21 protein-coding genes are annotated in these 22,032 nt (G+C 67.9%); 11 read left to right on the top strand and 10 right to left on the bottom strand.

Annotation, left to right across the window (positions count from 1 at the left end; all coding sequences use genetic code 11):
- Positions 1–345 precede the first annotated feature (345 nt).
- Genes glgC through malQ form a run of 3 tightly spaced genes read left to right on the top strand, consistent with a single transcriptional unit; the run spans position 346 to position 4,878 of the window.
- The gene (gene glgC / locus D106_RS0113825) at positions 346–1,611 is read left to right on the top strand and encodes a glucose-1-phosphate adenylyltransferase (protein WP_018880392.1); all 1,266 of its coding nucleotides are present in this window, start codon (positions 346–348) and stop codon (positions 1,609–1,611) included.
- The gene (locus D106_RS0113820) at positions 1,601–3,349 is read left to right on the top strand and encodes a glycoside hydrolase family 57 protein (protein WP_018877530.1); all 1,749 of its coding nucleotides are present in this window, start codon (positions 1,601–1,603) and stop codon (positions 3,347–3,349) included. Before glgC ends, D106_RS0113820 begins: the two co-directional genes overlap by 11 nt.
- A 53-nt stretch (positions 3,350–3,402) precedes the next feature.
- On the top strand, positions 3,403–4,878 hold the full coding sequence (gene malQ, locus D106_RS0113815) for a 4-alpha-glucanotransferase (RefSeq protein WP_018880391.1): 1,476 nt from the start codon (positions 3,403–3,405) through the stop codon (positions 4,876–4,878).
- Positions 4,879–4,983: 105 nt separating this feature from the next.
- Here the strand turns inward: malQ and D106_RS0113810 are convergent, their stop codons facing one another.
- The 6 genes from D106_RS0113810 to D106_RS0113785 all read right to left on the bottom strand — a co-directional run bounded on the left by D106_RS0113810 (position 4,984) and on the right by D106_RS0113785 (position 10,789).
- Positions 4,984–5,574 (bottom strand): hypothetical protein, encoded by a 591-nt coding sequence (locus D106_RS0113810; RefSeq protein WP_018875658.1) that lies wholly within the window; start codon positions 5,572–5,574, stop codon positions 4,984–4,986.
- A 201-nt stretch (positions 5,575–5,775) separates the two neighbouring features.
- Positions 5,776–6,420 carry a class I SAM-dependent methyltransferase gene (locus D106_RS0113805; protein ID WP_018867081.1) on the bottom strand — a complete coding sequence of 215 codons (645 nt, stop codon included), beginning with the start codon at positions 6,418–6,420 and terminating at the stop codon, positions 5,776–5,778.
- A 26-nt stretch (positions 6,421–6,446) separates the two neighbouring features.
- Positions 6,447–7,133, bottom strand: a complete 687-nt coding sequence (locus tag D106_RS0113800) for a zinc metallopeptidase (protein WP_018867080.1) — start codon at positions 7,131–7,133, stop codon at positions 6,447–6,449.
- Between the two features lie 107 nt (positions 7,134–7,240).
- Entirely contained in the window at positions 7,241–9,553 is a 2,313-nt protein-coding gene (locus D106_RS0113795; RefSeq protein ID WP_018877526.1) for a mechanosensitive ion channel domain-containing protein, read from the bottom strand.
- Positions 9,554–9,824: 271 nt separating this feature from the next.
- Complete coding sequence (gene mtgA, locus D106_RS0113790) at positions 9,825–10,547, bottom strand: monofunctional biosynthetic peptidoglycan transglycosylase (RefSeq protein ID WP_018867078.1); 723 nt, start codon at positions 10,545–10,547, stop codon at positions 9,825–9,827.
- The gene (locus D106_RS0113785; protein WP_018867077.1) at positions 10,547–10,789 is read right to left on the bottom strand and encodes a hypothetical protein; all 243 of its coding nucleotides are present in this window, start codon (positions 10,787–10,789) and stop codon (positions 10,547–10,549) included. The genes mtgA and D106_RS0113785 overlap by 1 nt, the downstream gene beginning before the upstream one ends.
- On the opposite strand from D106_RS0113785, the gene D106_RS0113780 reads away from it, so the two are divergent.
- The 4 genes from D106_RS0113780 to D106_RS0113770 are packed head-to-tail and all read left to right on the top strand — an operon-like array spanning position 10,788 to position 12,259.
- The gene (locus D106_RS0113780) at positions 10,788–11,117 is read left to right on the top strand and encodes a hypothetical protein (RefSeq protein WP_018867076.1); all 330 of its coding nucleotides are present in this window, start codon (positions 10,788–10,790) and stop codon (positions 11,115–11,117) included. The two genes, D106_RS0113785 and D106_RS0113780, sit on opposite strands and share 2 nt — an antisense overlap.
- Positions 11,110–11,523 carry a thiol-disulfide oxidoreductase DCC family protein gene (locus tag D106_RS0113775; protein ID WP_038028168.1) on the top strand — a complete coding sequence of 138 codons (414 nt, stop codon included), beginning with the start codon at positions 11,110–11,112 and terminating at the stop codon, positions 11,521–11,523. The genes D106_RS0113780 and D106_RS0113775 overlap by 8 nt, the downstream gene beginning before the upstream one ends.
- An 8-nt stretch (positions 11,524–11,531) precedes the next feature.
- On the top strand, positions 11,532–11,684 hold the full coding sequence (locus D106_RS14975; RefSeq protein WP_081618343.1) for a DUF2256 domain-containing protein: 153 nt from the start codon (positions 11,532–11,534) through the stop codon (positions 11,682–11,684).
- Positions 11,681–12,259 carry a histidine phosphatase family protein gene (locus D106_RS0113770; RefSeq protein ID WP_018880390.1) on the top strand — a complete coding sequence of 193 codons (579 nt, stop codon included), beginning with the start codon at positions 11,681–11,683 and terminating at the stop codon, positions 12,257–12,259. Before D106_RS14975 ends, D106_RS0113770 begins: the two co-directional genes overlap by 4 nt.
- Positions 12,260–12,301: 42 nt before the next feature.
- Here the strand turns inward: D106_RS0113770 and D106_RS0113765 are convergent, their stop codons facing one another.
- The 3 genes from D106_RS0113765 to D106_RS0113755 are packed head-to-tail and all read right to left on the bottom strand — an operon-like array spanning position 12,302 to position 18,163.
- The gene (locus D106_RS0113765; RefSeq protein ID WP_018867073.1) at positions 12,302–13,879 is read right to left on the bottom strand and encodes a TolC family protein; all 1,578 of its coding nucleotides are present in this window, start codon (positions 13,877–13,879) and stop codon (positions 12,302–12,304) included.
- Complete coding sequence (locus D106_RS0113760) at positions 13,872–16,946, bottom strand: efflux RND transporter permease subunit (RefSeq protein WP_018880389.1); 3,075 nt, start codon at positions 16,944–16,946, stop codon at positions 13,872–13,874. The genes D106_RS0113765 and D106_RS0113760 overlap by 8 nt, the downstream gene beginning before the upstream one ends.
- Positions 16,943–18,163: an efflux RND transporter periplasmic adaptor subunit gene (locus tag D106_RS0113755; protein ID WP_018880388.1), complete on the bottom strand. Its 1,221-nt coding sequence runs from the start codon at positions 18,161–18,163 to the stop codon at positions 16,943–16,945. The genes D106_RS0113760 and D106_RS0113755 overlap by 4 nt, the downstream gene beginning before the upstream one ends.
- A gap of 135 nt (positions 18,164–18,298) precedes the next feature.
- Here D106_RS0113755 and D106_RS0113750 point away from each other — a divergent pair, with 135 nt between their 5' ends.
- From D106_RS0113750 to D106_RS0113735, 4 genes are all read left to right on the top strand, one after another.
- On the top strand, positions 18,299–18,814 hold the full coding sequence (locus tag D106_RS0113750; RefSeq protein WP_018880387.1) for a TspO/MBR family protein: 516 nt from the start codon (positions 18,299–18,301) through the stop codon (positions 18,812–18,814).
- Positions 18,815–19,081: 267 nt separating this feature from the next.
- On the top strand, positions 19,082–20,095 hold the full coding sequence (locus D106_RS0113745) for an ArsJ-associated glyceraldehyde-3-phosphate dehydrogenase (protein ID WP_018880386.1): 1,014 nt from the start codon (positions 19,082–19,084) through the stop codon (positions 20,093–20,095).
- A 5-nt stretch (positions 20,096–20,100) separates the two neighbouring features.
- Positions 20,101–21,330, top strand: a complete 1,230-nt coding sequence (gene arsJ, locus D106_RS0113740) for an organoarsenical effux MFS transporter ArsJ (protein ID WP_018880385.1) — start codon at positions 20,101–20,103, stop codon at positions 21,328–21,330.
- Positions 21,331–21,469: 139 nt separating this feature from the next.
- Positions 21,470–21,658: a YqaE/Pmp3 family membrane protein gene (locus tag D106_RS0113735; protein WP_018880384.1), complete on the top strand. Its 189-nt coding sequence runs from the start codon at positions 21,470–21,472 to the stop codon at positions 21,656–21,658.
- Between the two features lie 94 nt (positions 21,659–21,752).
- Here the strand turns inward: D106_RS0113735 and D106_RS14370 are convergent.
- Positions 21,753–22,032 (bottom strand): transposase (locus tag D106_RS14370; RefSeq protein ID WP_038045996.1); only part of this gene is annotated, 280 nt, incomplete at its 5' end.

The following is a 22,032-nucleotide window of genomic DNA, read 5'->3' as shown; positions in this document are numbered from 1 at the left end:
CCGCAAGCGGCGCAACGCAGGATCGGGGAACCTGGGGTGCCAACCCCACAACCTATTGAGAGCAGGGGCTCGGCCGCTTTTGCGCGCGCACAGCGTTGCGGTTCCCTTGTGCAGAATGCTGCACGGCAGTCACCGCGCCTTGTTCGCACGCAAAAGCGACTCGAGCGCGAGTGAGTACATTAATCAGTGTTTCCCTGGAGAACACGAACGGATGTACGCGCGCTTGTCGGATACCGCGGTTCCACGAGGCGGGTCAGGGCACACACCGAGCCTTGTCCGCGGGTGGGAGCGAGGACCCAGCGAGCGGGTACATGCGGACGTGTTTGCCTCGACAAGGATGGGTGCATGAGTCCACAACCGCAACGTTACGTCAGCCGCCCGACCCGGGAGACCCTGGCCCTGATCCTGGCCGGCGGACGCGGCTCGCGACTGAAACAACTGACGCTGTGGCGCGCCAAGCCGGCCGTGCCCTTCGGCGGCAAGTTCCGCATCATCGACTTCCCCCTGTCCAACTGCATCAACTCGGGTATCCGTCAGGTCGCCGTGGTGACGCAGTACAAGGCACACTCGCTGATCCAGCACATGCAGCGGGGCTGGAGCTTCCTGCGCGGGGAATTCGGCGAGTTCATCGAGCTGCTGCCGGCGCAGCAGCGCATCGAGACCTCCTGGTACGCGGGGACGGCCGACGCGGTCTACCAGAACATCGACATCATCCGGCAGCACAATCCGCGCTATGTGCTGATCCTGGCCGGGGACCACATCTACAAGATGGACTACGGCCAGATGATCGCCTTCCATGTGGAGAGCGGCGCAGACATGACCGTGGGCTGCCTGGAGGTGGAGCAGGAGCGGGCGAAGGCCTTCGGCGTGATGGGGGTGGATGCGTCCAGCCGCATTACCTCGTTTGCGGAAAAGCCGGAGGACCCGGCGCTGATCCCCGGCAGCAAGACCCACTCGCTGGCCTCCATGGGGATCTACGTGATCAACACCGAGTTCCTGTTCGACCAGCTGATCAAGGATGCGGACGACACCTTCTCCAGCCACGATTTCGGCAAGGACATCATCCCCGGCATCATCGAGCGAAACCAGGTGATGGCCTATCCGTTCCGTGACGAGCAGGGCGTGCGCCAGGGCTACTGGCGCGATGTGGGGACCATCGACTCCTACTGGCAGGCGAATCTGGAGCTGATCGGGGTGACGCCGGAGCTGAACCTGTACGACTCGGAATGGCCGATCTGGACCTATCAGGAGCAGTTGCCGCCGGCCAAGTTCGTGTTCGACGACGAGGACCGCCGCGGCATGGCGATCGACTCGATGGTCTCCGGGGGCTGCATCATCTCCGGGAGCACCGTGCGCCACTCCCTGCTGTTTTCCAATGTGCAGGTCAACGCCTGTGCCAGCGTGGAGGACTCGGTGATCCTGCCCAGCGTGACCGTCGGCGAGAACTGTGTGATCCGCAATGCGGTGATCGACAAGGGCTGCAAGGTCCCGGACGGGACCGAGATCGGGGTGGACGACGAGGCCGACGCCCGCGACTACTTCGTCTCCCCGGGCGGGGTGCGCGTGGTGACGCCGGAGATGCTCGGACAGGCGACCCACCATGTCCGCTGAATCCGGCAGTACCACCGCGCTCGCCACCCAGCCGCCGCAGCTCGACGTGGTGCTGTGCTGGCATATGCACCAGCCGCAGTACTACGACTCCGGGGCCGGTGAATATGTCCTGCCATGGACCTACCTGCACGCGCTGAAGGACTACACCGACATGGCCGCGCACCTGGAGGCCTGTCCCCAGGCGCGCGCGGTGGTGAATTTCGCGCCGATCCTGCTGGAGCAGATCGCGGACTACGGCGAGCGGCTGGAGGCCGGGATCGGCAATCGCTCGAGCTTCGGCGACCCGGTGCTGGACCTGCTCCAGCTGGATATCGTCCCGGTGGATCCGGTGCAGCGGCGCGAGATCCTGCGCGTCTGCCTGCGCGCGCATGCCCCGCGCATGATCGAGCCGTTCCCGCTGTTCGAGCGCCTGGCGACCCTGGCCCGCCAGGCGCTGGAAGACGCCGTGCTGCTGGCGCATCTGGACAACCGCTTCTTCCAGGATCTGGCGACCTGCTATCACCTGGCCTGGCTGGGGGAGACCGTGCGCCGCGCCTATCCCGAGGTGCAGGGCTGGCTGAAGGCGGATCAGGGCTTCAACCGCGACGTGCGGGGCCGCCTGCTGAAGCTGATCCGCGACGAGGTCAAGGCGATCCTGCCGCGCTACCGCGAGCTGGCCGAGCAGGGGCGTGTGGAGCTCTCGTTCACCCCGTATGCCCACCCGATCATGCCGCTGCTGCTGGACCTGCAGTCGGCGCGCGAGGCGATGCCGGACGTCGAATTGCCGCAGGCGCCGGCGTACCCGGACGGCGAGGCCCGGGTGCGCTGGCATATCGAACGCGGCCTGGCGGTGTTCGAGCAGTACTTCGGCTTCCGGCCACGCGGCTGCTGGCCTTCGGAGGGCAGTCTCAGCGAGGCGACCGTGCGCCTGCTGGATGACTACGACATCTGCTGGACCGCCAGTGGCCAGACCGTACTCGGCAACAGCCTGGCGGCGGCCGGGGAGACCGCCGAGTCGCATACCGGTTCGGCGGAGCAGGAGGGCTGGCTGCATCGTCCGTATTGCCTGAAGGGGGCCCGGACGGAGCTGTTCTTCCGCGACGACGGGCTTTCCGATGCGATCGGGTTTCGCTACGCCGACTGGCACGCCGACGACGCGGTCGGGGACTTCGTGCATCACCTTGAGAACATTGCCGCCGTCTCGCCCGACGGGGGCGTGGTGGCGGTCATCCTGGATGGCGAGAACGCCTGGGAGTACTACCCGGAGAACGGCTTCTACTTCCTGCGGGCGTTGTACGAGCGGGTAGCGGAGAATCCGCGGCTGAACCTGTGCACCTTCTCGGACGTCTGCCAGCGCACGGGTCCGCGGACGGATCGCGGCGAACTCACGGGCATGGTGGCGGGCTCCTGGGTCTACGGTACCTTTTCCACCTGGATTGGCGACCCGGACAAGAACCTTGGCTGGGACCGCCTGATCGAGGCCTGGACCGCCGTGGACCAGGCCATCGCGCGGCATCCGGCACTGGATACGCCGGAGCTGCGCAAGCAGCTCGCGGTATGCGAGGGCTCCGACTGGTGCTGGTGGTTCGGGGAATACAACCCCGCGGGTTCCGTCAGCGACTTCGAACAGCTCTATCGTCGGCATCTAGCCCGCCTGTACCAGCTGGCGGATCTCGATGTGCCCGACTCGCTGGGCGAGGTCCTCTCGGTCGGGGGCGGTGATCCCGCGGCGGGCGGTACCATGCGCAAGGGCCAGTAACTGTGTGCCAAGTAACCATGTGCCCGGTAACCATGTACGAGGGGCCGTAGCGGATGGAGGCGGGCGAAGAACACTGCAACCCCCTGATGCAGCGCCGCCGCGCGGGGGTCCTCCTGCACCCCGTGTCATTGCCGGGCCTGGGTCCGGTCGGGACGCTGGGGGACGAGGCCTTTCGTTTCCTCGACTGGGCGCGGGATGCTGGCTTCAGCCTGTGGCAGATCCTGCCGTTGCACCCGCCGCAGGAGGACGGTTCGCCGTATGCCAGTATCTCCGCCTTCGCTGGCGATGTGCGCCTGATCGACCCGCAGCGCCTGGCGGCGCGCGCGGGCCTTGCGGACCCGACGCTGCCCGTCGACACACTGCTGGAACAAGCGCGGGAGCGGCTGGAGCAGGCCGGCGATGGCTGGGCGCAGGCCTACCAGGCCTTTCGGGATTCCCAGGGCCCGGTGTGGCTGGAGGACTTTGCCCGTTTCGTGGTGATCCGCGCCCGTGAAGGCGGCCGTCCCTGGTGGGAATGGCCGGCCGCCTTGCGTGACCGTGATCCGGATGCCCTGGCGGCTGTGGAGGTCGATGCGGCCCGGGAGCTGGAGGCGGTACGCTTCGCCCAGTTTGTGCTGTTCGATCAATGGCAGGACGTGCGCGAGCATGCCCGCGCGCGGAACATCCTGATCCTGGGCGACATGCCGATCTTCGTGGCGCACGACTCGGCCGAGGTCTGGGCCCACCGCGATCTATTCGATCTCGACGACACGGGGCACCCGCTGACCGTGGCCGGCGTGCCACCGGACTACTTCTCCGAGACCGGGCAGCGCTGGGGCAACCCGCACTACCGCTGGGACCGCCTTGCCGAACGCGGCTACGACTGGTGGGTGGAGCGGATGCGCTGGACCCTGGAGACGGTAGACGCCGTGCGCATTGACCACTTCCGCGGCTTCGAGGCCAGCTGGGCCGTGCCGGCGAGCGAGCCGGATGCCACGCAGGGGCACTGGGTGCCGGGGCCGGGCGCGGCCTTCTTCGAACAGCTTCAGACCCGTCTCGGCGTGCTGCCGTTGCTGGCCGAGGACCTCGGCGTGATCACGCCGGAGGTGACCGCCCTGCGCCTGCGCTTCGATCTGCCGGGCATGCGCATCCTGCAGTTCGCCTTCGAGGGTGGGCCGGACAACCCGTACCTGCCGGCGAATCATGACGAACTGAGCGCGGTGTATACCGGCACCCACGACAACGACACCACGCTGGGCTGGTTCCGTTCCCTGGAGCCGTCCCTGCAGCAGCACGTGATCGCAACGCTGGACGAGGGCGGGGCCGAGGAGATGCCCTGGCCGCTGATTCGTGCGGCCTGCCGTTCTCCGGCACAGCTCGCGATTCTACCGATGCAGGATGCCCTGCAACTGGGTTCGGAGGCGCGCACGAACATTCCCGGTACGGTGGACGAACGCAACTGGACCTGGCGCTTTGACTGGAGTCAGCTGCCCGAGGGACAGACCGAGGCGCTGCGCGCGCTGGCGCAGGAGACCGGCCGCCTGGAATGAGGGACCGTTCGGCCCGCGCGCCTCAATGCAGGCATGGGCCCGACACAAGAAAGCCCGGCCCCTTGACGGGGACCGGGCTTTTTCATCGGGTCTACGGTGACGCGATTAGCGCATCATGCCGCCGCCCTGGCCACCCTGTTGCTGCTGCATCTGCTGCTGCAGGCTCTGCATGCGTTGGATGACGTCGTCGATATCGGCGTTTTCCTGGCGCATGGCGGCCATCAGGTCTTCCCGCAAGGCTTCCTGGGCCTCCCGGATCTCTTCATCCTGAGCGACCGCCTGCTGGGCCTCCTGCAGGTTCATCTGCGCCTGCTGCACGTCTTCGGACTGGATGACTTCCTGGCGCTGTTCGGCGCTGAGGTCCGGATCGCGCAGGCGTTCCTCGGCGGACTCGAGGGTTTCCAGGTCCCGACGCGGCTGATAGCCGGCGGACTCCATCTTGTCCAGGACCAGATTTTCCAGCTCTTCGCCCTTCTGTTCCAGCTGCGGATTGTTCTGGATGGCCTGCTGCTGGGTCTCGGCGAGCGTCTGCTGGAGCTGCTGCATCTCCATCTGCGGGTTGCCGCCCTGACCGCCCTGCATGCCCATGCCGCCCTGACCCTGCTGGCCCATGCCCTGCGCCATGGCGAGCGGGCTGGCCAGCGCAAGGGCGGCCGCGGCGATCAGTCCGGCGACGGACCGGGAACGAATCTTCATAGAGTCTCTCCTGCTTAAGTAGTAACGGTAGCCTAGACAAGCGCACTTAACCCCAGCTTAACAAGCGTGGCGCTTTCATGCCCGACAAGGGGCGTCCAACCTGGCGAGTGGCACCTGGCGAAGACGATCTGCGGATGGAGGAGTTCCCCGGGGCCCCGTGGCGGGCGTATCCGTGTGATGCCCGTCGCGGTTTCGGGTTGATCAGGGCGGATCGCTGCGCGTGAACAGCGCTATGTCGCGCGCGGGCAGCGCGAGGGCGCAACCCAGCCGGTCGGCGATCCAGTGCAGGGTGTCGGGACCGTAGAACGCGACGTGGGTGGGGTCGCGGCGATAGTGCCAGCGGCGGAAGCGGTCCGCCTCGGGCGGCCATTCGGTCATTACGGCAAGAACGCCGCCGGGTCGCAGGTGGGTGTGCAGCGTTTGCAGTGCATGCAGGGGACTGTGGAGGTGCTCCAGCACCTCGGTGCAGGTGATGAAATCCCAGCCGGAGTCGGGTGCGTCGGGCCAGGCGGGTGCAAAGGTGGGGTCCCATATATCCATGGTGTAGCCGCCCGCCCGCAGCAGGGCCGCGAGAACGGGTTGGGGTCCGCAGCCCCAGTCGAGGCCGCGGGCAGGTGGCGGCAGGGCCTCGAGCAGCGGTTCGATCAGCCGCTGGAGATGCGCCTGGTAACCGGGATCATCCGGCCGATTCTCGTGGGTGCGGTAGTACCCGCGTTCCGTCTCTTGGTCGGGCCAGGACCCGGTGTCGAGGTGGATCAGGCGGCAGTGGTGGCAGCGGCGATAGTCACCGGGTGAGGGGTCGCCGAGACCGCGGTGATGGAACAGCCGGGTCGGCTGGCCGCACAACGGGCAGGCAGGCCGAGCGGAGCCGCTCAGCGGCGCAGGTAGCGGAACCACGAGGCGATATTCAGCAGGCTCATCAGGGATTGCGAGAGGTAGGTATAGGCGGCGGCCTTCAGGATGCGCTCCGCATGCGGGTAGTCGGGTGGGTGCAGGTAACGCCCGTCACGCAGCATCGGCATGGCCCGGCGGAAGCTGGCGTCGAACTCCGTGGGGAGGGTGACCAGGTGGGCCAGCGTGGCGAGCCCCATGGAGAGGACTCCGGCCAGCAGGAACAGGAACGCGGGCGCGGGATGCCGGGCGAGCAGGGTGACAAAGGGAATGGCGACCAGCAGCCAGGCACCGATCTGCTGACCGTATCCCGCGACGCAAACCAGGTAGCTGCGCATGCGCAGCGGGGCGTAGCCCTCGGCATGCTGGATGGCGTGTCCGACCTCGTGGGCGGCCACGGTGACCGCCGTGAGGGAGTGTCCCTCGTGGTTTTCGGGCGACAGCCGTACGGTGCGGGCGTTGGGGTCGTAGTGATCTCCGTGCGTGGTGGTCTCCACCCGGACCTTGTGCAGCCCGTGACGGTCCAGCAGATCGCGGGCCAGTTCCGCGCCGGTGCCGTCGTAGCGGTCCCCCGGCTGGTGGTACTTCTTCATGACGTGACGGACCCAGAGGCCCGGGGCCCAGGCGAGGAACAACAGCAACGGCGCGAGCAGGATCAACAGTCGCATGCGGCTATATTGACCCAAATCCCGCCCTGGCGGAAAGGGTAAGCCGGCTCGAGATGACCGCGCGTGGCGGCAGGCCCCTCAGCCGGCCGTTCGCCCCGCTGGTTGCGTCAGTCCTCGGACTCGTCGTAGTCGCCCTTGTGTTTCGGGTTCGGGCGGGCGCGGCGGTCGCGCGAATAGTCCCGGTCGTCGGCGTTGCCCTCCGGCGCGGCCTCGATCATGCGCAGGTTGGCTGCGGGGGCCGACCCGTCCTTCTCCTGACCGAAGTAGATGGTCTGGTGCGGGAACGGGATCTCGATGCCGGCGGCGTCGAAGTGCTTCTTGACCAGGCGGTTGAACGCGCGGCCCAGGCCGAACTGGGTGCCCGGCAGCGTCTTGATGCGGATACGCACGTTGACCGAGCTGTCGGCCAGGGCGGTGACGCCGTGCACCTCCATTTCGTCGAGGATGTTCGGACCCTGGTCGGGGTCTTCCTTGAGTTCCTCGAAGGCCTCGCGCAGGCGCACGATGACCTCGTCGATGTCCTCGCGGTAGGCGACGCCGTACTCGCCCACGTGGTAGGCGAATTCACGCATGTAGTTGGACACCGCGTCGACCGAGGAGAACGGGATCAGGTGGTAGGTCCCGGACAGGTCGCGCAGACCCAGCGAGCGGATGGTCAGGCGTTCGACCACGCCGGTCGTTCCGGCGACGGTGACTACGTCACCGACGTTGATGGCGTTCTCGAGCTGGATGAAGACCCCGGTGATCACGTCCTGGACCAGTTTCTGGGCGCCGAAGCCGACGGCCAGGCCGAGGACGCCCGCGCCGGCCAGCAGCGGCCCAATGTTCACGCCGATCTCGGCCAGCACGATCATGGTGGTCATCACGATCAGCACGATGGCGACCGCATTGCGGAAGATGGTCAGCAGCGTGGCCTCGCGGGCCGTCGGACCGCCGTCGCCGGTGTTGGGGTTCATGCGGTGTTCGATCCAGCTGGCGAATACCAGCCAGATGGCGAGCACGCCCAGCAGGATCAGGGCGACCGAGATCGCGGTGCCCAGTACCGCCATGCCGGTGTCGGAGGCGAGCCAGGTGGTCAGGCTGAAGGCACCCCAGGCATCCGCGATCACCGCCAGCACGATCAGCAGGATCACCAGGCGCATGACCTTCAGCGCCTTCGGGATGTACGAGTTCAGGCGCAGTTCCAGCGACGGGAACTTCTCCCGGGTCTCGTCGGGCACGCGGATCTGCCGGCCGATCAGCTGCGTCAGCAGGTTGGCGACGAACACGCCCACGAAGGCCGCGAGCAAGGTCTGACCGGTGGCCTTGGCCATGAAGGGCAGGGCATCTTCCGGGCGCGTGACGCTGACCACGGCCAGCGCCAGGAAATAGAGCAGCGCGATCCAGTGCCAGAAATTCGCCAGCAGCGAGATCACGATCCGGGTGAAGGCGAACTCGGCCCGGTTGGCCATCGCGATCAGGCGGTCATGCACCCGGCTGCGGTTCTGCAGGATGATCACGGCGGCGTACAGGAACGCCGTCAGCATCACGATCAGCCCCAGCGAGCGCCCCGCCTCGGAGGAGATCTGGTTGTTGGCGATCGGCACCAGCAGCAGGAGGCCGTAGCCAATGTAGCCCACGATGCGCGCCAGCCAGGCGTTCCAGTAGGCGGCCTCGTCCCCGGCCATCGGCAGCAGGCGCAGACCGTGGTAGCGGGTGGCGAAGATCAGGCGCAGCGCCGCTTTGGTCACCTCGATCAGCAGGAAGGCGTTCAGGAACAGCGAGTGGCGCGTGTTCATCTCGCCCGACTCGCCCAGTACGAACAGCGCGAGGGCATAGCCGGCCAGCCAGGCGAGGATGACGATCAGGAAGTCGATCGCGGCGGCGAGGACGACGGCGGGCAGTGCCCGCATCAGGCGCATGTGCTCCGCGGCATTCAGGGCCCAGCGGTCGATGCCGGTAAACAACGGGGCACCCAGGCGGCGCAGGATCAGGAACACCACCACGGTGAATACAATGATGATCGCCAGATCGAGCACGGCCATCCCGAAAACCGTCGGTTCGATTGCACGGACCTGTTCGGCGATGTCCGCGGCGATGTCGTTGAGGGCCCGGATCTCGGCCACGGTGCCCTCGGCCAGCGACTGGGTGAGCTGGGCAATCTGGCGCGCGACGGATTCGCTCTCGCCGGTGTCCACCGGGACGGCATCTTCGGCCGTCTCGCTCTCGCTGGCGCCGCTGTCGGCGCGCAAGGCTTCCAGCAGGCGTTCGCGTGCCTCCTCGTTTTCCAGCGCGTCGATCAGCGTCTGCCGCAGGTCATTGCCGGAATCCGTCGCGCCGGCATCCTGGGCAGAGACGGCCCCCAGCGGCACGGAGAACAGCAGGGCGGCGAGGACGAGCAGGCGGGAGAAGAAGCGAAACGGCGAGCGCTGGTGGGTCACGGCAAACCTCAATGTTCGGGGGGCATCCATGGGAGCCGCGCTCATGGCGTCCATGTCGATGGACCTATTGAACGGCGGTTCGCCCGTGCGGATAGTGCGAGCAGTCTAAAGGCTCGAAGTTCCCCGCCACAATGCGGGCCGGGGGTGCGTCCGGGGATGGCCGCCGCCCCTGGCGGAGCCTTGCCATGATGGGGGAAAGCACGCTCATCGCGAGCGCCAAAGGCGCGGGGCGATCTCCGTGCCCGACCTCGGCGTCGGCCGGGCACGAGGCTTACTCCAGCAGCATCGGGTCCAGCCAGGCGATCCCGAGCTGGGCCATTTGCTGCTCCACCCAGGCGATACGGCGGTCCAGTTGCGGGCCCGGCTGCACCGGGTTCATGCGCCCGGGGCTGGGCAGGATGGCGGCCAGACGCGCGGACTGGTGGCGGTCCAGTTCGGTGGCGGAGACACCGAAGTAATGCTGGGCGGCGTTCTCGATGCCGTAGATGCCGGGGCCCCATTCCGCCAGGTTCAGGTAGATCTCGAGGATGCGTCGTTTCGGCCACAGGGTCTCCATCCCCAGCGTGAACCCGGCCTCCAGCGACTTGCGCACCCAGGACCGGCCGTGCCACAGGAACAGATTCTTGGCGGTCTGCTGGCTGATGGTGCTGGCGCCGCGCAGTCGCCCGCCGCGCACATGATCGCCCAGCGCCTGGCGCACCGAGCCCCAGTCAAAGCCGCGATGGTTGGGAAAATGCTGGTCCTCCGCGGCGATCACCGCCAGCATCAGGTGGCGGGGCAGGTCATCCAGACGCTGCCAGTCCGGGCGCCGGTTGGAGGCGGTCTGCCAGTCGGTGGCCACCACCATGGCCATGCCGTAGGGCGGGTCGACGCGAGCGAACAGCACGACCAGCGCGAACATAACCCCGATGCCCAGCGCCAGCAGGAATGCGGTCAGCCCGGCCACCCAGAGGAGCAGGCGGCGCAGCGGGCGGCGCTTGCGGCGGGCCGCCATTACCGTACCCCTGCCGCGCGCGGCGCACCGGCGAAGTCGATGTTGCGGATGCGGGTCTCCATGAGGCGCAAGGATAACGCTTGCGCGTGCCGGCCGGGGCGGTTTTCGCGATGCGATCCGGTCGTGTCGGCCCGCTGCCGGTCGAACTGTTTGCCCGTTTCGTGGCCCAATGGCGGAGGGGCTGCCCGACCGACCCCGAAATCCGCCTCGACAACCCGACCGTTCGCGAAGGAGAGAGCCATGGACGTATTGCCCTATCGCTATGTGACCCCGAGCGGCGAGGCCGTGTCCTTCGAGTTTCGTCTGCACCCCGAGACGGGTTCGGCGGTGCGGGTGCAGCAGTTGCTGGACCGGTTGACCGATACCCTGGATAACGAGATCGGGGTGCTGGGGGACACCTGTAACGGGGATGTGCTGCAGGCCCTGGCGATGGCCCTGGCGGTACGTACCGAGATGATCCCGGCCGACCCCGAGATGACCCAGGGACTCGCGCGCGATGTGGTGGAGCGCGCGTTGAAATCGCTGGGCGAGGCGCAGCACCAGCAGACCGGGCCGGTAGGACATGCCTGACCCGGCCGCGAACCGACCGCCAAAGGCCCCCGGACGCCCGATCGTGTTCTTCGATGGCGGCTGCCCGCTGTGCCGTCGCGAGATCGGACACTACCAGCGCCTGGATACCGCTGCCGCGGTCGACTGGCGCGACATTCACGCCGATGCGGCGCCGCTCGCCGCCTGGGGCATCACCTGGGACCAGGCCATGCAGCGCATGCATGCCGTCAGTCCCGAGGGCCGCATCCGCAGCGGGGCCTGGGCCTTCGTGCTGGTCTGGCGGCATCTGCCGTATTACCGCTGGCTCGGCGGCGTGCTGCATCGCCTCCCGCCGGTTGTCTGGCTGATGGACCGCGTCTACAACGTGATCGCCCGCTATCGCTGGCGGTCCCGCTGCGACGACGGGGTCTGCCGCCCGGGGAGGTAACGACCGCCGTGGCGCATGCCAAGCCGCATCTGCCGCAAAAGACCTGCGCCGTGTGCGGTCGGCCGTTTGTCTGGCGCAGAAAGTGGGCGCGCTGCTGGGACGAGGTGCGCTACTGTTCCGACGCCTGCCGGCGTCGTCGTACGAGGAAAACGGCGTCATGAAACGCTCTGCATTCCCGGGGATCTGGGCCGTGATCGTGCTGGCACTCGCTGTGCCGCTGGCGGCGGACGATCTGGCCGAAGAACGTGTGATCGTGGCGCAGTTGCAGGAGCCGCAGCGCATCCTGCTGATGCGTCATGCCCTGGCGCCGGGGATTGGCGACCCATCGGGCTTTGATGTCGACGACTGCGCCACGCAGCGCAATCTATCCGAGGAGGGCCGCGCGCAGGCCCGCGAGACCGGCGAACGCCTGCGGGCCGCCGGGCTCGATTCGATCCGGGTATTCGCGGGTCCCTGGTGTCGCAATTTCGATACCGCGGAGCTGCTGGGCTATGGCGAACCGGTGGTCCTGGAGGCCCTGGGATCGGTGTTTCGCACCAACGCCCCGCATCGGGAGCGGCGCATGCGGGCGTGGCGCGAACACCTGGCGGAGGAATACCGGCAGGCGCAGGGACCTGCGGTCTACGTGACCCACAGGGCCAACATCATGGAGCTCAGCGGGCGCAGCATCGGGGCCGGGGCGATGCTCGTCGTCGAGATCGACGCCGATGGCAGTGCCCGTCCCGTGGGACAATAGGCGGGCGTCCTGAGCGGGGCGCCGGTCCTTCCAGCATTCGGATTACAGGCGGATCTCCACGCGTTCGGCACCCGGGGCGTCGATGCCGCGGTGCAGCAGCAGGGTGCCGCTGGCATTGAGCAGTTCGGTGCTCAGCTGGCGAAAGCGCACCACCGTCTCGGTCAGGTTCAGGCGGCTCTCCAGCAGGTCGCGCTGGGCCTGGGCCACGGCCAGGGCGGTCCCGGCCCCGACCCGAAAGCGGGTCTGTTCCACGCGCAGCAGTTCTTCCTGCAGTTCCACCGTCTCCTTCTGGGCCTGGATCTGTTCGCGCACACGGGCGGCGTCGAACCAGGTGGCGCGCACGTCCTCGATGGCCAGCTGCTCCAGGTTGGCCAGGGTCTCCTGGATCTGCTGGCGGGTCAGGCGCGCGCGGGTGTGCTCGGCCTCGGCCGCGCGATTGCCGATGGGCATCTCGAAGCGCAGGCCGGCGGCCAGGTCGTAGCCGTCGCCCTGGCGGTCGCGCCAGGTGCGGCTGAAGCTGTCCGCGTAGCCGGACTGGCCCAGGGTGACGAAGAAGTCCAGGCGCGGCAGCAGGCCGTTGCGGGTGCGCACCACCTCCAGCTGATTGCGCTGCACGCGCAGGCGGGTCTCGTTGAGGTCGGCGCGGTGGTCGCGGGCCAGCGCCACGTAGGCATCCAGGGGCTCAAGGGCGTAGCGCTCCAGCTCCGGCTCCGAACGGGCCTCCAGCCGGGTATCCCAGAGCCCGCCGTTGTCGGCCTGCAGCAGGCGGGCCAGCGCGTCCTGGGCGCGGGCACGGTCGGCCCGCGCGTCGATCAGGCCCTGGCGGCGCAGCGCCACCTCGGCGCGCGCGGATACGGCCTCGGTCTCCGGACGGTCGCCGGCCCGGATGCGGCGTTCGGTCTGGTCCAGCTGGGCGCGGGCGACCGCCAGGGCCTCCTCGAAGATGGCGATCTGTGCGTCGGCCAGTACCAGGTCCCAGTAGCGGCCCTCCACGTCCGTGATCAGCTGCTCCACGAAGCCGCGCACCTCGTATTCCGAGGCCTCCACATCCAGGCTGGCCTGGCGCAGGCGCACCAGGTTGGATTCGATACGGCCGCCCCGGAGCAGGGCCTGGGTCAGGCTGAGCCCCGCGCGGGTGGTGAACTGCGGGGTGTCCACGCGGGAACTGGAGGCGCGGGAACTGCGCAGCGAGACCGTCAGGTCGGTGCCGGTGGGAAGCGCCTGGGTGATCCCGGCCTCCCCGAAACGGCGGGTGGTTGTCACCGTGTCGGTCTCGCCGATCTGTTCCAGCTGGCGCACGCTCTGGTCGCGGCTGATCTCCAGCTCGGCGAACAGCTCGGGGTCGAACACGGCGCGCTCCTGGGCCTCGAAGGTGCCCTGGATGGCCGTTTGCAGGCGCTCGGCGCGCAGGCCGCGGTTGTTCTCCAGGGCGCGGGCGACGGCCTCCTCCAGCGACAGCGTCTCCTCCGCCACCGCCTCGCGCTCGAACGGGCGGGTGTCCAGCAGGGCCTCGGCGGGCAGCGACAGGCGCAGGCCCTCGGTGGCGTCCTGGGCGTCGGCGCCCTGGGCCGGGAGGGTCAGGGCGAGCGCGACGAGGAAGGTCAGCGTTTTTCTAGGCATGTTCCGTTGCGACTCGATAGACCGGTTGTGGATGTTCGCCCCGGCGGTGGAACAGCAGGTACAGCGTCGGGATCAGCACCAGGGTGATCAGGGTAGACGACAGCAGCCCGCCGATCACCACCCGTGCCATCGGGGCCTGGGCCTCGCCACCGTCGCCCATGCCGATCGCCAGCGGCGACAGCGCGAGGATGGTGGTCAGCGTGGTCATCAGGATCGGGCGCAGACGCTCGCCGGCCGCGGCCACGATCGCCGCGTTCAGTTCCATGCCGTCGTCGCGGTGGCGCCGGGCCATCCGGTCCACCAGCAGGATCGCGTTGTTCACCACGATCCCGACCAGCAGCAGGATGCCGATCAGCGACTGCACGTTGAGCGTGGTGTCAGTGATCAGCAGCGCCGCGGTGACGCCGATCAGGGCCAGCGGGATGGAGAACATCACGATCAGCGGGTCGCGCAGGGATTCGTACAGGCTGGCCATGACCATGTACACCAGCAGCGTGGCCAGCAGAGTGCCCAGCAGCAGCTCGGAGAAGGCGGCTTCCTGTTCCTCGATATCGCCGGTGACCGAGAAGTCGATCTCCTCCGGCAGCGGGATATCCGCCAGGGCGGCACGCACGTCCGCCGCGACCTCGCCCAGCGAGCGGTCGCCGATATTCACGAACAGGGTGCTGATGCGCGCCTGCTCGCGGCGCTGGATGCTGTCGGGGCCCATCGCGGTATCGAAGGACACGAGGCTGCGCAGGGCGACCCGCTCGCCGTCCTCGCTGCGCACCGTCAGGTTCAGCAGGTCGTCCAGCGAGCTCTGGTCGGCGTCGCGCAGCTGGACCCAGATGCGGGTCTCGTCGCCCCCGGCGCGCAGCTGCCCGGCGCTGGAGCCGCCCAGCGCGGTCTCCAGGGTCTGGGCGATGGTGCGCACGTCCACGCCCAGGTCGGCGGCGCGGGCGCGGTCGATGCGGGTGGCGAACTCGGGCTGACCGCCGTCGGAGCCGACGCGGGTATCGGTCACGCCGGGGATGTCGGCCAGCGTGGCCTTGAACCGCTCGACCACCGCGTTCATCGTGGGCAGTTCGAAGCCACGGACCTCGATGGACAGGCTCTCCTCGTCCGCGCCACGGCCGAAGCCACGGAAGAAGATCCCGCTGGAGGCGCGTACGCGGATCTCGACCCCGGGCGGGCTGCCCAGCGCCTCGCGCAGCGCGGCGGCGATGGCATCGGAGGAGCGGCTGCGGCTTGCGCGCGAACCGACCATTACGCGCATGTTGCCGGAGGCCGGCGAGGAGGCCCGGAACGCCGAGGCGCCCGAGCTGGAGACCAGGTTTTCCAGTTCCGGGACCTCGTCGCGGATGATCGCCTCCAGCCCGGCCATGGTGGCGTAAAGCTCTTCCAGCGGGGTGCCGGGTTCCATGGATACATGCACGCGCAGCTCGCCCTCGTCGGTGGCGGGCAGGAACTCGGTGCCCACGCCGCGCAGGCCGGCGAGGGCGATCATCATCAGCAGCAGGCTGATGCCGATGACCATCCACGGCTGGGTCAGGGTGCGCTGTAGCAGGCCCTGGTAGCGATGTTCCATGCGCGCGAGGGCGCTGGTGTCGCGCCTGGGCATCGGAGCGCGGGCCATCAGCATCGGCACCAGGGTGAGGGCAACGAACAGCGAGCCGGCCAGGGCAAAGGCGACCACGGCCGCCAGGGGCTTGAACAGCTGGCCGGCGAGTTCCTCGGCGAAGAACAGCGGCAGGAAGATCGCGACCGTGGTCAGGGTGCTGGCGATGATGGCGGGCGCGACCCGTCCGGTGCCGCTGATCGCGGCCTCGGCGGCGGTCTGCTCGGCGTGTTCTTCACGTCGGCGGGCGATGCTCTCGATGACCACGATGGCGTTGTCCACCATCAGCCCCACCCCCAGCGCGATCCCGCCAAGTGTCATCAGGTTCAGCGAGTAGCCGCCGAAGTACACCAGACCAAAGGTCGCGATCACGGCCAGCGGGATCGCGGTGGCCGCCACCAGGGTGTAACGGATATTGCGCAGGAACACGAGCAGCACCAGTACCGCCAGCGCGCTGCCGTAGAGGATGGCCTGGCCGACATTGGTGATGGAGTTGCGGATGAACCCCGCCTCGTCGGTGACCGCGCGGATGTCGATCTGAGGGAAGTCGCGGTTCAGGCGTACCAGTTCGGCGTGCACCGCCTCCGAGACCTCGACCGTGTTGGCGTCGGCCAGCTTGCGCACCGCGAGCTGGACGCCTTCTTCCTCGTTAACCCGGAAGCGGCGGGTGACGCGCTGATGGGTATCGCGCACTTCCGCGACCTGGTGCAGGTAGGTCACGCCGTCCTCGCTGCGCTGCACGATGGTGTCGCGGACCTCGTCCACCGAGCGGAACTCGGCCGGGGTGCGCAGGCGGTACTCCCGCCGGCCGTCCATGATCGGCCCGCCGGGGGTGATCACGTTGGCGTCGCGGATGCGGTTGCGCAGGTCGTCCAGGCCCAGGTCGATGGCCTCGAGACGCTCCGGGTCCACCTCCACGCGGACCTCGCGCTCCAGCCCGCCAAAGGTATCCACCGCGGCCACGCCGGGGATGCGCTCCAGGCGCGGGGCGATGCGGTTGTCGATCAGGGTGCGCAGGTGGATGGCGTCCAGCTGCGAGCCCACCCCCAGGCGCATGATGGGCGAGTCCTGGGTGTCGAACTGGCGCACCAGCGGGCGGTCGGCATCATCCGGCAGGCGGTCCTCGATGCGTGCCAGACGATCGCGCAGGTCGTCCACGGCCTGGCGGATGTCCGTGCCCCAGGCGAAGTTGATGCGGACGTTGCTGTTGCCCTCGGCCGAGGTGGAACGGATCTCCTGGGCACCGGTGATCGCGGCCGCTGCCTGTTCCACCGGCCGTGTGACCAGTTGCTCGACCTCCTCGGCCCCGGCGTTGGGGTAGGAGGTCATCACGGTGACCACGGGGTAGGTGATGTCGGGCAGCAGGTCCACCGGCAGACGCGTCAGCGCGGTCAGCCCGAGGATGACCACGATCAGCGCCACCATGCTGGTGAGCACGGGGCGGTGGACGGTCAGGCGCGCGGGATTCACGGGGTCTGTGCCTCGCGCGCGTCATCGCGGTCGGGGATGCGGCCCGGTTCGCTCAGCCGCAGCGGGGTACCGTCCGCAAGCAGGTGCTGGCCGAGGATCACGACCTCGGTGCCCGGTGGCAGATCGGGTTCCAGCAGTTCGACCCAGTCCCCGTCACGCACACCGGTGACGGCCTGATGGCGCCGGGCCGTTGGGCGCTCGCCACTGCGGTCCACGCTGAAAACGGTGGGCCCGGCCTCACGCTGGATGATCGCGTCGCGCGGGATGGCCCGCGCGCCGTCGCGCTGGCCCAGGGTGATCGCGGCCTCGACGAACATGCCCGGGCGCAGGCGGGCGTCGTCGTTGGGCAGTTCCACCTCGATCCGCGCCTGGCGCGAGCCGGGGCGGAACTCCGGTGCGATCCGCGCGATGGTCCCCGCGAACGCGGTGTCGGGGTAGGCGCCGGTGCGTACTTCGGCTGCTTGACCTGGAGACAGCCGACCGTAGTCGGACTCCGTCACGGCCAGGATCGCCCGGACCGGCTGGAGCCGGACCAGCGCCAGCGCCGGCTCGCTGGCGCTGATGACCGTGCCGGGATCCACATGCCGTTCTGCCACCCAGCGCGTGCTACTGGATGCATCCGCCTCGATGCGGGTATAGCCGAGCTGGATCTCGCGCGTGCGCAGTGCGGAGCGTCGCTGCCGGATCTGCGATTCGGCGAGGGCCACTCGGGTCTGCGCCAGGGCCAGTTCGGTCTCGGCGGCCTCCAGCTCGGAACGCGAGGCGATCCCCTGGTCGCGCAGTTCCCGGGTGCGCTGCAGCTCGCGCCGGGATGCGTCGCGGCTGGCGATGGCCTCCGCCAGGCTGGCCTCGGCCACTTCCAGTTCCGCCGATGCCTGGGCGACGTCCTGCTCGAACTCCTCGGTATCCAGCTGCAGCAGGGGGTCGCCCGGTTCCACGCGGTCCCCCAGATTGACGAAGACCTCGGCGACCCGGCCGCCGACACGGGGAGTGATCTCGATGCGGTCCGCACCCTCGATGCTCCCGGTAAAGCGTCGGCGCTCGACCAGGTCGCGGGTGTCAATGGCGGCAACCGCGACGGCCACCGGTCGTGTCTCCCCGCCACCGGGGCGGCCGGAGGGTGCCGTCTCGTCATCCGGGCCGAACAGCATCCAGCCCAGCAGGCCGGCGGCCAGGAGGAACAGAACCGCGGTGATGAGGGTGGCGGGGCGGGGCATTGCGGCTCGCTTTTTTCGGGGTGGTCAGGGGGAGTGTGGCGTGGTTCACTGAATCCTGAATGAATTCGGTTCGGAATCCGGGCCTTGTTCGGGACATCCTGCCATGCGACCGCGAATCTCGAGGAGAATTCTGTAATGACACGCGATACGGCCCGTGCGCCGCGTCCGCGGCGACGCTCTTTCGGTGGGGACATGCTCGGGCTGCTGGCCTGGATGGTACTGGTGTTTGCCGTGGCGGGGCTGGGGGGCTGGGCCACCAGTCTTTCGGTGGGCGAGTGGTACCCGACCCTGGCCCGGCCGCCGTTGAACCCGCCGGATGCGGTGTTCGGCCCGGTCTGGAGCGTGCTGTTCGGGCTGATGGGGCTGGCGGCGTGGCATGTGTGGCGCCGCGTGGGCCTGACCGGGGCGCCGGTCGCGCTGGGTCTGTTCCTGGCGCAACTCGCCCTGAACCTGGGCTGGTCGGTGCTCTTCTTCGGCCTGCAGCGCCCGGATCTGGCGCTCGCCGAGATCCTGATCCTATGGCCGCTGATCCTCGCCACGCTGATCGCCTTCTGGCGCATCGACCGCATCGCCGGCGCGCTGCTGGTGCCCTACCTGCTGTGGGTCGGCTTTGCCATCTACCTCAACGCCGGCATCGTCTGGCTCAACTGATCGGCACCACGAACAAGGTCAAAAGCGATTCACAGGAAGAAGGGAAGGATGGAAGGGTTTTCGTTGATTGGATCGGGCGAGACGCAATGCTGTTTGCCCATCCAGCCCCTCTTCCAGTCTTCCAACCTTCCTGTGAATCGCCCTTGATCTTGACCTTCTTCGTGCCTTCGTGAGCTTCGTGGTGGAAACGGGCTTTGCAGCGGCCGGGTGTCATGCGTTGGTCATGTGGGCGGAGTATCCTGACGCGATTTTTCGCGGGAGGGCGTCATGGCCGTACGAGTTGGCATCAATGGCATGGGGCGGATTGGCCGCCTGGCGCTGCGCGCGGCCTGGGATCGGGACGATCTCGAGATCGTGCACCTGAACGAGGTCGCGGCGGACGGTACGGTCACCGGACACCTGCTGGAGTTCGATTCGGTGCATGGGCGCTGGGATCACGGCATCCAGGCCGAGCCGGACGCCCTGCAGATCGATGGCCGCAGCCTGCGCCACACGCAGCTGGGCGAGCCGGGGCAGGTGCCCTGGGCCGAGGCCGGTGTGGATATCGTGATCGATGCCAGCGGCGCCTTCCGCACCATGCAGACCCTGCAGCCGCACTTCGACCGCGGGGCCCGGCGCGTGGTCGTCGCGGCACCGGTGAAGGACGAGCGTGCGCTGAACGTAGTGATGGGCGTCAACGATGCCGCCTACGATCCGGCCCGGCACCATGTCGTAACCGCTGCCTCCTGCACCACCAACTGTCTGGCGCCCCTGGTCAAGGTGCTGCACCCGGCTCTGGAGATCCGCCACGGGACGATCCTGACGGTGCATGACATGACCGCCACGCAGTCGCCTGTGGACCTGCCGCGCGACAATCTGCGCCGGGCCCGTGCGGCCGGGCTGAACCTGATCCCGACCACCACCGGCTCGGCGAAGGCGATCGGCGACATCTTCCCGGAACTGAACGGACGGCTGAACGGCCATGCGGTGCGCGTGCCGCTGATGAATGCCTCGCTGACGGACTTCACCTTCGAGGCGGCGCGCGAGACCTCCGCGGAGGAGGTGAACGAACTGCTGCGCTCGGCGGCCGCGGGCGAGCTCGCCGGCATCCTGGGCTTTGAGGAACGCCCGCTGGTCTCCAGCGACTTCCGCACCGACCCGCGCTCGTCCATTGTCGATGCGCAGTCGACGATGGTGGTGGATGGGACGCAGGTGAAGGTGCTGGCCTGGTACGACAACGAATGGGGCTATGCCAACCGGCTGGTCGAACTGGTCGCGCGCGTGGCCGAGCAGGGCGTGTAAGACGAATGGGCAGCCCGGCCGAAACGCCGAACGCACCGCCCTTCCTGGGGCTGGGCGCCTACGCGCGCATCACCGCGAACTACTGGGCGTTTACCGTCACCGACGGCGCGATCCGCATGCTGGTCGTGTTGTTCTTCCACCAGCTGGGCTACAGCCCGCTGGAGATCGCGTTCCTGTTCCTGTTCTACGAGCTGTTCGGGGTGATCACCAACCTGACCGGCGGCTGGCTGGCCGCGCGGCTGGGGGTGAACACGACGATGATCGGCGGGACCTTGTTGCAGGTTGCGGCGCTGCTGATGCTCACGGTGCCCGAGGCCTGGCTGGGCGTGGCCTACGTGATGTTCGCGCAGGCGCTGTCGGGCATCGCCAAGGATCTGAACAAGATGAGTGCCAAGTCCGGGGTGAAGCTGGTGGCCGGCGACGGGGAGGGGCGGCTGTTTCGCTGGGTCGCGGTGCTCACCGGCTCGAAGAACGCGCTGAAGGGGGTCGGCTTCTTCGTCGGCGGCGCGCTGCTGTACTCGGTCGGGTTCCAGATGGCGCTGGTGATCCTGGCCGCGATGCTGGCGGTGGTGATGCTGTTCTCCATCGTTGGCTTGCCACGCGGGCTGGGGAAGGTCGGGGGCAAGCCGAAATTCACCCAGATGTTCTCCAACTCCGCCGCGATCAACGTGCTCTCGGCCGCGCGGTTCTTCCTGTTCGGCGCGCGCGATGTCTGGTTCGTGGTGGCCCTGCCGGTGTTCCTGAGCGCGACCCTGGACTGGAACCACATGCAGGTGGGGGCGTTCCTGGCGCTGTGGGTGATCGGCTACGGCATCGTGCAGGCCTCGGTGCCGCGGCTGCTGGGCCGGGACGGGCTGCATCCGACCGGGCTGACCGCGCGGCTGTGGGCCTTCATCCTGATGCTCCTGCCCATCGGCATCGTGATCGGCCTGGAGACGGGGCTGGACCCGGCCTGGGTGCTGATGGTCGGGCTGGGCGTGTTCGGCGTGGTGTTTGCGATCAACTCCGCCGTGCACTCGTTCCTGATCCTCGACTACGCCGAGGCCGACCGGGTCGCGATGAAGGTCGGCTTCTACTACATGGCCAACGCCGGTGGGCGTCTGGTCGGCACCGTCGCCTCCGGCGCCATCTTCATGGTCTGGGGCCTGGAGGGCGCGCTGATCGCCTCCACCTTGTTCATCTTCGCCACCTGGATGATCTCCTCCCTGCTGCCCCGCGAGGCCGCAAGCGCCTGAGTGAGCCGGGTTCTCTCCATAGGGGGGTGGCCGAACTCGTGATGGCCTTGCTAGCCATGTCGGATTTCTTTACGGTTAAACGGTCTAATCTGTGACGGAGTTCACAGATGCTACCAAGATCGCCTGCCAGGGAGGTTTCATGCGATTGATTCTCGCCTTTCTTCTGCCGTGGTTGCAGATGTTTACCATTGGAAGACCATTTTCGGGCATCTTCTGCCTGTTTCTTCAGCTCTCCATTATTGGATGGATCCCCGCTGTGATCTGGTCCGTGTACGCGTTGAACCAGTACAAGACGGACAAAAAGATCCGCGCAGCAATGAATCGGTAAAAATGGCTGTGGCAAGGCGGGGGCTGGCCTTGTCGCTTGTCTATTGCCCGGACTTCACCGGGCGATCTTTCCGTAATCGCTTTCTGTTTCCTGATTAGCAACGAGAGTCAGCTAGTCGCAGGAGCCGCTCGGGCACGGGCCGGCAGTGCGCGGCGGCGACCAGCAGTCGCGCCGGCAACGTCGCCAGATCAAAGCGTCGGTTGAAGCGGTAGGCGAATGCCGCGAGGTAACGGGCCGCGTACTTGGCGAACGCAAATGCATGGTAGCTCCCGCTCAGGCTGGTCTTGAGGTTGCCGAGCACGGTGTTGATCCATTGGAATTCGGGAAGATCCTGGGGTTTGCGCCCGGCCACGACCGTCGGCTGGTGCCGGCAG

It is taken from the genome of Thioalkalivibrio sp. ALE9 (genome assembly GCF_000377445.1).
In the GTDB taxonomy this organism is placed as follows: domain Bacteria; phylum Pseudomonadota; class Gammaproteobacteria; order Ectothiorhodospirales; family Ectothiorhodospiraceae; genus Thioalkalivibrio.
Note: the sequence above shows the minus strand (reverse complement) of the source record. Positions and strands in the feature narration are given on the sequence as shown.

Excerpts from the sequence above, each read along its gene's own strand:
- D106_RS0113810 (WP_018875658.1), bottom strand. The coding sequence starts at position 5,574 with ATGAAGATTCGTTCCCGGTCCGTCGCCGGACTGATCGCCGCGGCCGCC.
- D106_RS0113755 (WP_018880388.1), bottom strand. The coding sequence starts at position 18,163 with ATGCCCCGCCCCGCCACCCTCATCACCGCGGTTCTGTTCCTCCTGGCC.
- D106_RS0113745 (WP_018880386.1), top strand. The coding sequence starts at position 19,082 with ATGGCCGTACGAGTTGGCATCAATGGCATGGGGCGGATTGGCCGCCTG.
- malQ (WP_018880391.1), top strand. The coding sequence starts at position 3,403 with ATGGAGGCGGGCGAAGAACACTGCAACCCCCTGATGCAGCGCCGCCGC.
- D106_RS0113785 (WP_018867077.1), bottom strand. The coding sequence starts at position 10,789 with ATGGCTCTCTCCTTCGCGAACGGTCGGGTTGTCGAGGCGGATTTCGGG.
- D106_RS0113765 (WP_018867073.1), bottom strand. The coding sequence starts at position 13,879 with ATGCCTAGAAAAACGCTGACCTTCCTCGTCGCGCTCGCCCTGACCCTC.
- D106_RS0113780 (WP_018867076.1), top strand. The coding sequence starts at position 10,788 with ATGGACGTATTGCCCTATCGCTATGTGACCCCGAGCGGCGAGGCCGTG.
- D106_RS0113735 (WP_018880384.1), top strand. The coding sequence starts at position 21,470 with ATGCGATTGATTCTCGCCTTTCTTCTGCCGTGGTTGCAGATGTTTACC.
- glgC (WP_018880392.1), top strand. The coding sequence starts at position 346 with ATGAGTCCACAACCGCAACGTTACGTCAGCCGCCCGACCCGGGAGACC.
- D106_RS0113775 (WP_038028168.1), top strand. The coding sequence starts at position 11,110 with ATGCCTGACCCGGCCGCGAACCGACCGCCAAAGGCCCCCGGACGCCCG.
- D106_RS0113750 (WP_018880387.1), top strand. The coding sequence starts at position 18,299 with ATGACACGCGATACGGCCCGTGCGCCGCGTCCGCGGCGACGCTCTTTC.
- mtgA (WP_018867078.1), bottom strand. The coding sequence starts at position 10,547 with ATGGCGGCCCGCCGCAAGCGCCGCCCGCTGCGCCGCCTGCTCCTCTGG.
- D106_RS0113770 (WP_018880390.1), top strand. The coding sequence starts at position 11,681 with ATGAAACGCTCTGCATTCCCGGGGATCTGGGCCGTGATCGTGCTGGCA.
- D106_RS0113800 (WP_018867080.1), bottom strand. The coding sequence starts at position 7,133 with ATGCGACTGTTGATCCTGCTCGCGCCGTTGCTGTTGTTCCTCGCCTGG.
- D106_RS0113820 (WP_018877530.1), top strand. The coding sequence starts at position 1,601 with ATGTCCGCTGAATCCGGCAGTACCACCGCGCTCGCCACCCAGCCGCCG.
- arsJ (WP_018880385.1), top strand. The coding sequence starts at position 20,101 with ATGGGCAGCCCGGCCGAAACGCCGAACGCACCGCCCTTCCTGGGGCTG.